The sequence below is a fragment of the Streptomyces viridosporus genome (assembly GCF_002078235.1).
Lineage (GTDB): Bacteria > Actinomycetota > Actinomycetes > Streptomycetales > Streptomycetaceae > Streptomyces > Streptomyces viridosporus.
In genome coordinates this window covers 39,381-54,403 of sequence record NZ_MSGP01000218.1, presented here as the reverse complement: position 1 = coordinate 54,403, position 15,023 = coordinate 39,381, and the positions used below count along the sequence as shown (strand labels likewise).

General features: G+C 74.7%; 1 protein-coding gene (only partly in view). It reads left to right on the top strand.

Annotated features, from left to right (window positions below; translation table 11 throughout):
- The first annotated feature begins 75 nt into the window (after window positions 1-75).
- Window positions 76-15,023: the 5' portion of a type I polyketide synthase gene (locus B7L92_RS16090; protein ID WP_255310986.1), read on the top strand. 12,757 nt of this gene lie beyond the right edge of the window; the window shows 14,948 of its 27,705 coding nt (coding positions 1-14,948); it begins with the start codon at window positions 76-78; the stop codon falls past the right edge of the window.

The following is a 15,023-nucleotide window of genomic DNA, read 5'->3' as shown; positions in this document are numbered from 1 at the left end:
GTCCCGACACTAGGAAATTCCGGCTGCCCCGAGATCGACACTGCACGAGGGTGTCCGCGAGTGAATGGAACCGACATGGATCGTGCGATGGGCAACGAGCAGCGCCTTCGGGACTACCTGAAGCGGGCGACCGTCGACCTTCGGCGCACCCGGCAGAAGGTGCAGGAACTGGAGGAGGCGGCGTCCGAGCCCATTGCCATCGTCGGCATGGGCTGCCGTTACCCCGGTGACGTGCGCGGCCCCGAGGACCTGTGGGCGATGCTGGAGCGCGGTGGCCACGGCGTGACCGACTTCCCGGCCGACCGGGGCTGGGACCCGGAGGCACTGGGCACGTCCTCGACGCTGTCCGGTGGATTCCTGCACGACGCCACCACGTTCGACGCGGACTTCTTCGGGATCTCACCGCGCGAGGCGCTGTCCATGGACCCGCAACAGCGGGTGCTGCTGGAGACGACCTGGGACGCGCTGGAGCGCGCGGGCATCGACCCGACGGGCCTGAAGGGCAGTCAGACCGGCGTGTTCGTGGGCGCCATGCCGCAGGAGTACCGGGTCGGCCCGGCCGACAACATCGACGGTTTCCGGCTGACCGGCAACACGTCCAGTGTGATATCGGGCCGTCTGTCGTACTGCTTCGGCCTGGTCGGTCCGGCCGTCACCGTGGACACCGCGTGCTCCTCCTCGCTGGTGGCGCTGCACCTCGCGGCCCAGTCGCTCCGGGCGGGGGAGTGCGACCTCGCGCTGGCCGGCGGTGTCACCGTCATGTCGAGCCCGCTCACCTTCGTCGAGTTCTCCAAGCAGGGCGGTCTCGCCGCCGACGGGCACTGCCGTTCCTTCGCCGAGTCCGCGTCCGGCACCGGCTGGGCCGAGGGCGTCGGCGTGCTCGTGCTGGAGAAGCTGTCCGACGCACGGCGCAACGGACACCGGATCCTCGCCGTCGTACGCGGCTCGGCCGTCAACCAGGACGGCGCGTCCAACGGCCTGACCGCCCCCAACGGGCCCTCACAGGTCCGTGTCATCGAGCAGGCCCTGCTCAACGCGCGGCTCTCCGCCGACCAGGTCGACGTGGTGGAGGCGCACGGCACCGGCACCACGCTCGGGGACCCGGTCGAGGCGGAGGCACTGCTCGCCACCTACGGCCGCAACCGCCCCGCCGGCCGTCCGCTGCTGCTCGGCTCGGTGAAGTCCAACATCAGCCACACGCAGGCCGCCGCCGGTGTGGCCGGCGTCATCAAGCTGGTGCTGGCGATGCGGCACGGGATGCTGCCCAGGACACTGCACGTGGACGCGCCGACGTCCCATGTCGACTGGTCCAGCGGGGCGCTGGCGCTCGCGACCGAGAACACGCCGTGGCCCGCGGAGGCGGACCGTCCGCGGCGCGCCGCCGTCTCCTCGTTCGGCCTGAGCGGCACGAACGCGCACGCCATCATCGAGCAGGCGCCCGCCGACGCGGACGAGGCGCCCGCCGGTGACATCGCGCCCGGCGCCGTGCCGCTGGTGGTGTCCGCGCGCACCCGTGAGGCTCTCACGGAACAGGCCGCGCGCCTGCTGTCCACGGTGGACTCCGGCGCCCTGGCCGACACCGCCTTCTCGCTCGCGACCACCCGGGCCGCGTTCGAGCACCGTGCCGCCGTCGTGGCGAGTGATCGCGAGCAGGCCCGGGCCGCGCTGGCGGCGCTGGCCGCCGGCGAGACGCCGGCCGGGCTCGTCTCGGGTGTCACACGGGGCAGGCCCAAGCTGGCAGTGGTGTTCACCGGCCAGGGCGCGCAGCGCGTCGGCATGGGCCGCGAGCTGTACGACCGCTTCCCGGTGTTCGCGGCCGCACTGGACAAGGCGTGCGCGGCGCTGGACGTCCACCTCGACCGCCCGCTGCGCGAGGTCATGTGGGCCGGAACGGCACGCACCCTCAACCGCACCGAATACGCCCAGCCGGCGCTGTTCGCCGTCGAGGTCGCGCTCTACCGGCTGGTGGAGTCGTGGGGCGTCAAGCCGGACTACCTCACCGGTCACTCCATCGGCGAGCTGGCCGCCGCGCATGTGGCCGGTGTCCTCGACCTGACCGCGGCAGCGGCTCTCGTGGCGGCACGCGGGCGGCTGATGCAGGCGCTGCCCGCCGGCGGCGTGATGACGTCCGTGCGGGCGTCCGAGGCCGAGGTCGCGCCGCTGGTGTCGGAACATGCCGGCACCGTGTCGATCGCGGCCGTGAACGGCGCGCGGTCGGTGGTCGTCGCGGGCGAGGCCGACGCGGTCGCCGGGATCGAGGCGGCACTGGTCGAGCGCGGGCACAGGCCGAAGCGGCTGCGCGTGTCGCACGCGTTCCACTCACCGCTGATGACCCCGATGCTGGACGACTTCCGCGCGGTTGCCGGGGACCTGGAGTTCCGCGAGCCGCTGCTGCCGGTCGTGTCGACCGTGATCGGCGAGCAGGCGACCGTCGAGCAGCTCACCGACGCGGACTACTGGACCGACCACGTGCGCCGTCCGGTGCGGTTCCACGACACCGTCGGCTGGCTGCGCGAGCACGGAGTCGGCGCGTTCCTGGAGCTGGGCCCGGACGGAGTGCTCACCGCGATGGTGCAGGAGGACTTCCCGGACGCCGACGCGCTCGCGACGCTGCGCGGGGCGCAGCCCGAGGACGCCGCCCTCGCGTCCGCGGCCGCGGGCTTGCACGCGCTCGGTGTCCCGCTGCGCTGGGCCGACTACTTCGCCGACACCGGCGCCCGCCGCGTCGACCTGCCGACGTACGCCTTCCAGCGCCGCCGCTACTGGCCGCGTGACGCCTACGCCTCCCTGGGCGACCTGCGCGCCGCCGGCCTCGGCTCGGCCAACCACCCCCTCCTGGCCGCTGCCGCGTCCCTGGCGGACTCGGACGGCGTGCTGCTCACCGGTCGGCTCTCGGTGGCGTCGCACGCATGGCTCGCCGACCATGCCGTCCGCGGCACGGCCGTGCTGCCCGGCACCGCGCTGCTCGAACTCGCGGTGCGCGCCGGGGACGAGGTCGGCTGCGGCCGGATTGAGGAGCTGACGCTCGCCGCACCGCTGGTGCTGCCTGACCAGGGCGGCGTTCAGGTGCAGCTGTGGATCGGTGGTCCGGACGCCCGCGGTCACCGCCCCCTCACGATGTACTCGCGGCTCGACGCGGGCGACGCCTCCGACCCGGGCGAGGACCGCCCGTGGACCCGGCACGCCGACGGCGTGCTGGCGCCCGGCGAGCAGGCCGCCTCGTCCGACTTCCCCGTGTGGCCGCCGGCCGGGGCGGAGGCGGTCGGCCTGGACGGGTTCTACGAGCGCGCGGCCGAGGCCGGGCTGGAGTACGGACCGGCGTTCCGCGGCCTCGCCGCCGCCTGGCGGGTCGGCTCGGACGGCACGGTCGCCGCCGAGGTCGAGCTGTCCGAGGGCGTCGCGGCCGAGGCGTCGTCCTTCGGCATGCATCCGGCGCTGCTGGACGCCGCCCTGCACGCGGTCGCCTTCACCGGTCTCGGCGACGGCACCGCCATGCTGCCGTTCTCGTGGGAGGGCGTGCGCCTGCACGCCACCGGCGCGACGGCGGCCCGCGTGCTGCTCACACCGCTCGGCGATTCCGCCGTGTCGATCGAGGTCACGGACGCCGCCGGCGCGCCGCTCATGTCGGTGGCGTCCCTGGCGCTACGGCGTCTCGGGGACGAACGCCTGGCCGCCGAGCCAGGCGGGGACGCGCTGTTCCGTCTGGACTGGGTCCCGGTGTCCGGGGGAACGGTGCCCGCGACCGTCGCGGTCCTGGGGCCGGACGCCCCCGTGCTGCCCGGCGTGGAGATGCTGGTCGCCGCCGGTGTCGCCGACCTGCCCGGCGCGGTGCCGCCGATCGTGCTGGCGCCGGTGCCGGCGGGCACGGGCGACCCGGTCGCCGACGCGCACGCGAACGCGGCCTGGGCCATGGGCATCGCACAGGACTGGCTCGCGGACGAGCGCTGCGGCGGCTCCCGTCTGCTGTTCCTCACGCGCAACGGCGTGGCCGTGCGGCCCGGGGACACGGCCGACCCGGCCCAGGCGGCCGTGTGGGGCTTCACGCGGGCGGCCGAGGCGGAGAACCCCGGACTGTTCGGCGCGATCGACGGCGTCCCGGGCCCGGCCCTCGGTACGGGCGAGCCGCAGACGGCGGTGCGGGACGGCGAGGTGTTCGCCGCCCGCCTCGCCCGCGTGCGGGCCGCCGACAACGGTGCCGTCGACTGGGGCGACGGTGCTGTCCTGGTCACCGGCGGTACGAGCGGTCTCGGTGCCCTGGTGGCGCGGCACCTCGCCGAGCACCACGGCGTGCGCCGCCTGATCCTGGCCAGCCGTCGCGGTGGTGCCGCGGAGGGCGCGGCCGAGGTGGCAGCCCGGATCACCGAACTGGGTGCGCGGGTGACGTTCGCCGCCGTGGACGCGGCCGACCGGGAAGCGCTGGCCGCCGCGCTCGCCGTCGAGGCGCCCGTCACGGGCATCGTGCACGCCGCCGGCGTCCTCGACGACGGCGTCCTGCCCTCCCTGACGGCCGACCGGATCGACGGGGTGCTGCGGCCGAAGGCCGACGCGGCCTGGAACCTGCACGAACTGGCCGGCGACGTCTCGGCGTTCGTGGTGTTCTCCTCGGTCGCGGGCGTGATGGGCGCGGCGGCGCAGACGGCCTACGCGGCCGGCAACGCCTTCCTCGACGCACTGGTCGCGAAGCGGCGCTCGGAGGGCCTGCCGGGAGTGTCGCTGGCCTGGGGGCCGTGGACGCAGGAGACGGGTATGACCCGCTCGCTCGGCGCGTCCGGCCTGCGCCGCCTGGCCCGTACCGGCACGTTGCCGCTGTCCGTCGACGATGGTCTGGCGCTGTTCGACACGGCGGTCGCCGGCCCCGACGCCGTGGCCGTCCCGGTGCGGCTCGACCTGCCCGCGCTGCGCGCCCGCGACGAGGTGCCGCCCGTGCTGCGCGGCCTGGTCCGGCCCCGGGCCCGGCGCGGCACCGCGGTGAGCGTCGCCGCGAGCGGCCTGGCGCAGCGGCTCGCGCGACTGAGCGCCGTCGAGCGTGCCGACACCGTGCTGGAGCTGGTACGGGCACAGGTGGCGTCCGTACTCGGCCACACCGGCACCGATCGCGTCGACGCCGACCGGACCTTCGCCGACCTCGGCTTCGACTCCCTGACGGCCGTCGAGCTGCGCGGTCAGCTCACGGCCGCCACCGGGCTGCGGCTGCCGGCCACGCTCGTCTTCGACCACCCGACCGTCGGCGCGCTGTCCGCGTACGTGCTGGACGAACTGCTCGGCACCGAGGAGCCCGCCGACGCGGTCACCGCTCCGGCGGCCGTCACCGACGACCCGATCGTTATCGTCGGTATGTCCTGCCGCTACCCGGGCGGGGTCTCCTCGCCGGAGGACCTCTGGCGGCTGGTCAGCGAGGGCGTCGACGCGATATCGGGCTTCCCGACCAACCGCGGCTGGGACCTGGACACCCTGTTCGACCCGGATCCCGACCACATCGGCACGTCGTACGCGCGCTCCGGCGGCTTCCTGCACGACGCGGGCGAGTTCGACCCCGCCTTCTTCGGCATGAGCCCCCGCGAGGCGCTCGCCACCGACGCGCAGCAGCGCCTGCTCCTGGAGGCGTCGTGGGAGGCCGTCGAGCGGGCCGGCATCCCTCCCGTCTCGCTGCGCGGCAGCCGCACGGGCGTGTTCACCGGCGTCATGTACAGCGACTACGTCCACGCGCTCGGCGGCGGCGAGTTCGAGGGGTACCAGGGCACCGGCACGTCCCCGAGCGTGGCCTCTGGCCGGGTGTCGTACACGCTCGGTCTGGAGGGCCCGGCGGTCAGTGTCGACACGGCCTGCTCGTCCTCGCTGGTGGCGCTGCACCTGGCCGCACAGTCGCTGCGGGCGGGGGAATGCTCCCTCGCCCTCGCCGGCGGCGTGACGGTCATGTCGACCCCAACGTCGTTCCTCGAGTTCTCCCGGCAGCGCGGCCTCGCCGCCGACGGTCGGTGCAAGGCCTTCGCGGACGCCGCCGACGGCGTGGCCTGGTCCGAGGGCGTCGGCATCCTCGTGCTGGAGCGCATGTCCGACGCCCGCCGCAACGAGCACGAGATCCTCGCCGTGGTCCGCGGCTCCGCGGTGAACCAGGACGGCGCGTCGAACGGCCTGACCGCGCCGAACGGTCCGTCCCAGCAGCGGGTGATCCGGGCCGCGCTGGCGAACGCCGGCCTGTCGGCGTCCGAGGTGGACGTCGTCGAGGGGCACGGCACCGGCACGGCGCTGGGCGATCCCATCGAAGCGCAGGCGTTGCTGGCGACCTACGGCCGCGAGCGCGAGACGCCGCTGCTGCTGGGGTCGGTGAAGTCCAACATCGGCCACACCCAGGCGGCGGCGGGTGTCGCCGGGATCATCAAAATGGTGCTGGCGATGCGGCACGGAGTCGTGCCGCGCACCCTGCATGTGGACGAGCCGTCGACGCAGGTCGACTGGGCAGCCGGTGAGGTGCGGCTGCTCACCGAGGAGACCCCGTGGCCGGTCACCGGCCGGCCGCGGCGCGCGGCGGTGTCGTCGTTCGGCTTCAGCGGCACCAACGTGCACACCGTCCTGGAGGCCCCGCCCGCGGTGGTGGAGTCCGCTCCGGAGCCGGTGACCGCTCCGGGTGTCGTGCCGTTGCTGGTGTCCGGGCGCGGCCGGGACGCGCTGCGGGCGCAGGCGGAGCGGCTGCTGGGGCACGTCGACTCGGCCCCTCCACTGGACCTCGCCTTCTCGCTGGCGACCACCCGATCGCGGTTCGAGCAGCGGGCGGCGGTGATCGCGCCGGATGCCGGGACACTGCGACGGGCGCTGGCCGCGCTGGCAGCCGGCCGGCCCGACCCGGCGCTGTTCGAGGGCGAGACGGTCCACGGCCGTACGGCCTTCGTGTTCGCCGGTCAGGGCGCCCAGCGGCTGGGCATGGGCCGTGAGCTGTACGCCAGGTTCCCGGTCTTCGCCGAGGCGTTCGACGCGGTGACGGGGGAGCTGGGCGAGGGCGTCCGCGAGGTGATGTGGGGCGAGGACGCGGAGGCGCTGAGCGAGACCGGCTCGGCGCAGCCGGCGCTGTTCGCGCTGGAAGTGGCGCTGTACCGGTTGGTCGAGTCCTGGGGCGTACGGCCCGACTTCCTCGCCGGGCACTCGGTCGGTGAGATCGCGGCGGCGCACGTCGCCGGCGTGCTGTCGTTGAGCGACGCGGCGGCGCTGGTCTCGGCGCGCGGCCGGCTCATGCAGGCACTGCCGGCCGGCGGCGGCATGACGGCGATCGAGGCCGGTGCGGACGATGTCGCCGCCGAGCTGGTCGAGGGCGTGTCCATCGCGGCGGTGAACGGTCCGCGGTCGGTCGTCGTGGCCGGTGAGCTCGACGCGCTCGCCCGGATCGAGACGGTGTTCCGCGAGCGGGGCTGCCGCACGAAGGCGTTGCGGGTGTCGCACGCGTTCCACTCGCCGCTGATGGATCCGATGCTGGACGAGTTCCGGACCGTGGTCGAGGGCCTGTCCTTCGGCGAGGCGCGGATTCCGGTGGTGTCCACCGTGACCGGCGCCGTCGCCGGCGACGAGCTGGCCACGCCGGAGTACTGGGTCGGGCACGTCCGGGAGGCGGTGCGGTTCGCCGACGGCGTGCGGGCCCTCGTGGACCGTGGCGTACGCGCGTTCGTCGAACTGGGACCGGACGGCACCCTCTCCGCGATGGTCGAGGACAACGCCGCCGATGCCGCCGCCGTCGCCGTGCTGCGGGGCGACCGGGACGAGGAGCGCGCCGCCGTCACCGCGCTGGCGCGGATCGACACGTTCTGTCCGGACGTCGACTGGGCCGCGTTCTTCGCCGGCACCGGCGCCGGTCGCGTCGACCTGCCGACCTATGCGTTCTCCCACGAGTTCTACTGGCCCGAGGCCCGCACGGAGCGGCCCGGCGACTCCGCGGACGACCGGCTGTGGGCGGCCGTCGACGAGGGCGACGCCGCCGGGCTCGCCGAACTCCTCGGCCTCGGCGACGACCAGCGCGGCTCGCTGGACGCGCTGCTGCCCGCACTGTCGTCGTGGCACCGGGAGCGGCGCGAGCGGACCAGGCTCGACACCTGGCGCTACCGCGTCGAGTGGGCCCCCTTGGCGGAGCACGCGGCGACGCTGACGGGCACCTGGCTGCTCATCGGCACGACCGAGCACACCGAGGTCGCCGAGGCGCTGCGTGCGCACGGCGCCGAGGTCCGCACCCTGGTGGTGGCCGACACCGACCGTGCCACGCTCGCCGTCCGGCTCGCCGAGGCCGGTGACCCCACGGGCGTGGTGTGGGTGCCGCCGTCCGAGGAGGAGCCGGAGACGTTCCCGCTCGGGCTGGCCCTGACCGTCACGCTCGCACAGGCGCTCGGCGACGCCGGCATCACCGCCCCCCTGTGGGTCCTCACGCGCCGAGCGGTGTCGACCGGCCCCGGCGACCCGGTGACCCGCCCGTCGCAGGCCGCCATCTGGGGCCTCGGCCGCAGCATCGCGCTGGAGCACCCCGACCGCTGGGGCGGCCTGATCGATCTGCCCGCGGCGTCGCACGACCGGGCCGCACACCACCTCGCCGCCACCCTGGCCGGGACCGACGGTGAGGACCAGGTCGCGATCCGGCCGGCCGGGCGCAGCGGCCGGCGTCTCGTCCGGTACACCGCTCCCGTGCCCGCCGGCGAGTTCACCGCGCGCGGGACCGTGCTCGTCACCGGGGGCACCGGTGGCCTCGGCGGCGAGGTCGCGCGCTGGCTCGCCCGTTCCGGTGCCGCCGAGCTCGTACTGACCAGCAGGCGCGGCCCCGACGCGCCCGGAGCCGACGAGCTCCGCGCCGAGCTGGAGGAACTGGGCACACGCGTCGAGATCATCGCCTGCGACGTGGCCGACCGGGCCGCGCTGGCCGCGGTGCTCGCCGAGCACCCGGTGACCGGTGTGGTGCACACCGCGGGTGTCAGCGACATGAAGGCGCTCGCGGACACCGGCCTCGCCGCGTTCGAGTCCGTGCTGTCGGCGAAGGTGGCCGGCGCCCTCAACCTCGACGCCCTCGTCGGGGACGTGGATTTCTTCGTGCTGTTCGGCTCCGTCGCCGGCACGATCGGCAGCGGCGGCCAGGCGTCCTACAGCGCAGCCAACACCTACCTGGACGCCATCGCTGAGACCCGTGCCGCACGCGGCCTGGCCGCCACGTCCGTGGCGTGGGGACCGTGGGCCGAGGCCGGCATGGCGACCGACGACGCCATGACCGCGAACCTGCTGCGGCAGGGCCTGCGGTTCATCGCGCCGGCCGCCGGCATCGCCGAGCTCCGTGACGCCGTCGTGCGCGGCGACACCACCGTCACCGTCGCCGACGTGGACTGGACGCGCTACGCGCCGGTCTTCACCGCCTCCCGCCGCAGTCCGCTGCTCGCGGCGCTGCCGGAGGCGGCGGCACAGGCCGAGGACGCGAGCGGCCGCCCGCAGTTCGCCGCCCGCCTGGCCGCACTGCCCGCCGAGCAGCGGGAGCGGCAGCTCGTCGACCTCGTCCGTACCGAGGCCGCCGCCGTGCTCGGCCACGACTCCGTGGACGGCGTGCCGGAGCAGCGGGCCTTCCGCGACGATGGATTCGACTCGCTGACCGCCGTCGAACTGCGCAAGCGCCTCAGCCGCGTCACCGGCCACGCGCTGCCCAGCACCATGGTGTTCGACTACCCGACGCCGTCGGCACTGGCTCGCTTCCTGGCCGAGGAGCTGCTCGACGCCGGTGGCGCCGCCGCGCAGGTGACCGCCGCGACCGGCGCCCTCGACGAGCCCATCGCGATCGTCGGCATGGCATGCCGGTTCCCGGGCGGTGCCGCCACGCCCGAGCAGTTCTGGGCCCTCGTCGAGGACGGCGTCGACGCCAGCAGCGAATGGCCCGTGGACCGCGGCTGGGACGCGGCCGCGCTGTACGACGCGGACCCGGACAAACCCCACACCACCTACACCACGCGCGGCGGCTTCCTGCACGACGCCGGCGACTTCGACCCGGCGTTCTTCGGCATCTCGCCGCGTGAGGCCCTGTCCATGGACCCGCAGCAGCGCCTGCTGCTGGAGACCTCGTGGGAGGCGCTGGAGCGGGCCGGCATCGACCCGGCCACGCTGCGCGGAACCATGACCGGCACCTTCGTCGGCTCCAGCTTCCAGGAGTACGGCGCCCAGCACGCCGAGGACCTGGAGGCGCACGTCGTCACCAGCACCATCCCGAGCGTACTGTCCGGCCGCCTCGCCTACGTGTTCGGGCTGGAGGGGCCAGCGGTCACCGTGGACACCGCCTGCTCCTCCTCGCTGGTGGCCATGCACCTGGCCTGCCAGTCACTGCGCAACGGCGAGACCACGCTGGCGCTCGCCGGCGGCGCGACCGTGATGCCGAACCCGGGGCCGTTCACGGCGTTCAGCCGGCAGCGGGCGCTCGCCCACGACGGCCGGTCCAAGGCGTTCGCGGAGGGCGCGGACGGCATGGCGCTCGGCGAGGGCGTCGGCGTGGTGCTGCTGGAGAAGCTGTCCGACGCGCAGGCCAACGGCCATCCGGTGCTCGCGGTGATCCGCGGCTCCGCCGTCAACCAGGACGGTGCGTCCAACGGCCTCAGCGCGCCGAACGGGCCCTCGCAGCAACGGGTCATCCGGCAGGCGCTGGCCAACGCGCGGCTGGCACCGTCCGACGTGGACGTCGTGGAGGCGCACGGCACCGGCACCGCGCTGGGCGACCCGATCGAGACCCAGGCGCTGCAGGCCACCTACGGCGTGGACCGGGACCCGGAGCGGCCGCTGCTGCTCGGCTCCGTGAAGTCCAACATCGGCCACACGCAGTCCGCCGCGGGCGTCGCCGGTGTCATGAAGATGGTGCTGGCCCTGCAGAATCGCGTGCTGCCGCCCACGCTGCACGCCGGGACGCCGTCCTCGCACATCGACTGGAGCACCGGCACCGTCCAGCTGCTGCAGGAGGCCCGGCCGTGGGAGCCGGGGGAGCGGGTCCGCCGCGCCGCCGTGTCGTCGTTCGGCATCAGCGGCACCAACGTCCACGTCGTGCTGGAGGAACCGCCGGCCGCGCCCGCACCGGCCGAGCGCGCGGCCGTGCTCGTCCCGGCCGTACTGCCGCTCGTGCTGTCGGCGCGGTCCGCGCCCGCGCTGCGTGACCAGGCCGCCCGCCTGGCCGGCCTGGACGCGGACCCGGTCGACCTCGGCTACTCGCTGGTGGCCTCGCGCTCGCTGTTCGAGCACCGGGCCGTGGTCATCGACCGAGACGCCCTGGACGGCTACGCCCGTGGCGAGGCGTCGCGCGAGGTGGTCGAGGGCGTGGCGGACGTCGAGGGCCGGACCGTGTTCGTATTCCCCGGCCAGGGCTCGCAGTGGGTCGGCATGGGAGCGCAGCTGCTCGACGAATCGCCGGTGTTCGCGGAGCACATCAGCGAATGCGCCGTCGCGCTGTCGGAGTTCACGGACTGGTCCCTGCTGGACGTACTCCGGCAGGCCGAGGGTGCGCCGGGCCTCGAGCGCGTCGACGTCGTGCAGCCCGCGTCGTTCGCGGTGATGGTGGCGCTGGCGGCACTGTGGCGGTCGCAGGGCGTGCACCCGGACGCCGTGGTGGGCCATTCCCAAGGTGAGATCGCCGCGTCGGTGGTCGCCGGTGCGCTCTCCCTCAGGGACGGTGCCCGTGTGGTCGCCCTGCGCAGTCAGGTGATCGCGCGGCGGCTGGCGGGCAAGGGCGGCATGATGTCGGTGCCACTGCCCGCGGACCGCGTCGAGCCGCTGCTGCCCCTGGACGGTTCGGTGCAGATCGCGGCCGTCAACGGGCCGGGATCGGTCGTCGTGGCCGGTGTTCCCGCCGCGCTGGAGACGATGTCCGACACGCTGACCGCGGACGGCGTCCGCGTGCGGAAGATCGCCGTGGACTACGCCTCGCACTCCGCTCAGGTCGAGGACATCCGGGACGAGCTGCTCGAACTCCTCTCCCCGATCCGGCCGCGGACCGCCGAGGTGCCGTTCTACTCGACCGTGACGAGCGAGTGGCTCGACACCACGGTCATGGACGCCGGCTACTGGTACCGCAACCTGCGCGGCACCGTGAACTTCGGCCCGGCCGTCACCACCCTGCTCGGCGAGGGCCACCGCGCGTTCATCGAGTGCAGCCCGCACCCGGTGCTGCGGGTGGGGATCACCGAGGGGATCGACGCGGCCGGCGTGCGGGCCGTGGTGACCGGCACGCTGCGCCGTGACAAGGGCGGCCTGGACCGCGTCCTCACGTCGTTCGCCGAGGCGTTCGTGCGGGGCGTCGGCGTGGACTGGGCCGCGCTGTACGAGGGTGGCCGCCGGGTCGACCTGCCCACCTACGCGTTCCAGCACGAACGCCTGTGGATCCCGGTGCCGTCACCCGCGGTGGCCGGTGGCACGGACCCGGTCGAGGCGGACTTCTGGCAAGCCGTCGAGAGCGGGGACCTGGCCTCGCTCACTACCGACCTCGCCGTGGACGAGGAGGCTCTCGCGGCGGTGCTGCCCGGGCTGTCGGCATGGCGCGGCCGCCGCCGCGAGGAGTCCGCCGTGGACGCCTGGCGGTACCGCGTGTCGTGGACGCCGGTGAGTACGGGCACCGCGAGGCTGACCGGACGCTGGCTCGTGGTCACCGCCGACGGTGTCGCCGACGAGGACGTGGTCTCCGCGCTGGCCGCACACGGTGCCACGCCGGAGCGGCTCGTCCTCGACGCCGCATGTGCCGACAGGGCCGTGCTCGCCGGGCGCCTCGACGGCTTCGACGAGGTCACGGGAGTGGTGTCGCTGGTGGCGGGTGCCGAGCGCCCGCTCGAGGGCCGCTCCGCGTTGAATGAGGGCCTCGCGCTGACCGTGGCGCTCGTGCAGGCCCTCGGTGACGCCGGCATCGACGCCCGGCTGTGGTTCCTCACCCGTGCCGCCGTGTCGACGGGCCGTGTCGACGAGGTGCTCAACCCCGGCCAGGCACAGGTGCTCGGCGTCGGCTGGACCGCCGCGCTCGAGCACGCGCAGCGGATCGGCGGCACCGTGGACCTGCCGGTCGAACTGGACGCCCGCGCGGCGGGCCGGCTCGCCGCCGTGCTGTCCGGCGCGACGGGAGAGGACCAGCTCGCCGTGCGTTCCGCCGGCACGCTGGCGCGGCGGATCGTCCGTGCGCCGAGGACCGCCGACGGCCCGGGCTGGACCGCCCGCGGCACCGTCCTGGTCACCGGCGGCACCGGCACCCTGGCCCCGCACCTCGCCCGCTGGCTCGCCGACCGGGGCGCGGAGCGCATCGTGCTCACGAGCCGCCGCGGCCCGGCCGCGCCCGGCGCGGCCGACCTGGTCGCGGAGCTGACCGAGCGCGGTGCCGTCGCCGAGGTCGTGGCCTGCGACATCACCGACCGCGACGCCGTGGCCGCCCTGCTGGACCGGCTGCGTGCGGACGGGCCGCCGCTGCGGACCGTGGTGCACACGGCCGCCGTGATCGAGCTCCACACCATCGCCGACACCACCCTCGACCAGTTCGAGCGGGTGCTGGACGCGAAGGTGACCGGTGCCCGGATCCTCGACGAGCTGCTCGCCGAGGACGAGCTGGACGACTTCGTGCTCTACTCGTCCACTGCGGGCATGTGGGGCTCCGGCGCGCACGCCGCGTACGTCGCGGGCAACGCGTACCTGCACGCGCTGGCCGCGCGCCGCCGCGCCCGCGGACTGCCGGCGAAGTCCCTGTCGTGGGGCATCTGGGCGGACGACATGAAGCTCGGCCGGGTCGACCCGGAGCAGATCCTGCGCAGCGGCCTCGTGTTCATGGAGCCGCCGCTCGCGCTGGCGGCCCTGCGGAACGCCCTCGCCGGGGACGACACCGCACTCGCGATCGCCGACATCGACTGGGACCGCTACCACGAGGTGTTCACCGCCACCCGGCCGACGACGCTGTTCGACGAGATCCCCGAGGTCGAGGCGCTCACCGAGGTCCGGGAACAGGAGACCGCGACCGGTGGCGCCGCCGGGGAGTTCGCCGCCGGGCTGCGGGCGCTGCCCGCCGCGGAGCGGCAGCGCACACTGCTGGACCTGGTACGCGGCCTGGCCGCCACCGTGCTCGGCTACACCTCCGGCGACGCGCTCGGCGAGCAGCGGGCGTTCCGCGACGCCGGCTTCGACTCCGTGACGGCGATCGACCTGCGCACCCGGATCGCCGACGCGACCGGTCTCACGCTGCCCAGCACCCTCGTCTTCGACCACCCGAACCCGGTCGCGCTGACCGAGTTCCTGCTGTCGGAGATCGCCGGCGACGCGTCGGCGGCCACGGGCACCGCCGCCGCGGCGGCCGCGCTCGACGAGCCCATCGCCATCATCGGCATGAGCTGCCGCTACCCGGGCGGGGCCAACTCGCCCGAGGACCTGTGGCGGCTGGTCACCGAGGGCGTCGACGCGATCAGCGGCTTCCCCGCGGACCGCGGCTGGCACGCGGACGAGCTGTACGACCCGGACCCCGACCGCGCCGGAAAGACGTACTCGGTGCAGGGCGGCTTCCTGCGGGACGCCGCGGAGTTCGACGCGGACTTCTTCGGCATCTCGCCGCGTGAGGCGCTGGCCATGGACCCGCAGCAGCGGCTGCTGCTGGAGACGGCGTGGGAGGCCTTCGAGCGGGCCGGCCTCGACCCGCACGCTCTGCACGGCAGCCTCACCGGCACGTTCATCGGCGCCAGCTACCAGGACTACACGGCGTCGGTGTCGCGCACCGCGGACAGCTCCGAGGGCCACATGGTCACCGGCTCGCTGGGCAGCATCCTGTCCGGCCGCCTGGCGTACCTGCTCGGGCTGGAGGGCCCCGCCGTCACACTGGACACCGCCTGCTCGTCGTCGCTGGTGGCGATCCACCTCGCCGCGCAGTCGCTGCGCAACGGGGAGAGCACGATGGCGCTGGCCGGCGGCGTGAGCATCATGTCCAACCCGGGCGCGTTCATCGGCTTCTCCCGGCAGCGGGCGCTCGCCGTGGACGGGCGGTGCAAGGCGTACTCCGACGACGCCGACGGGATGACCCTCGCCGAGGG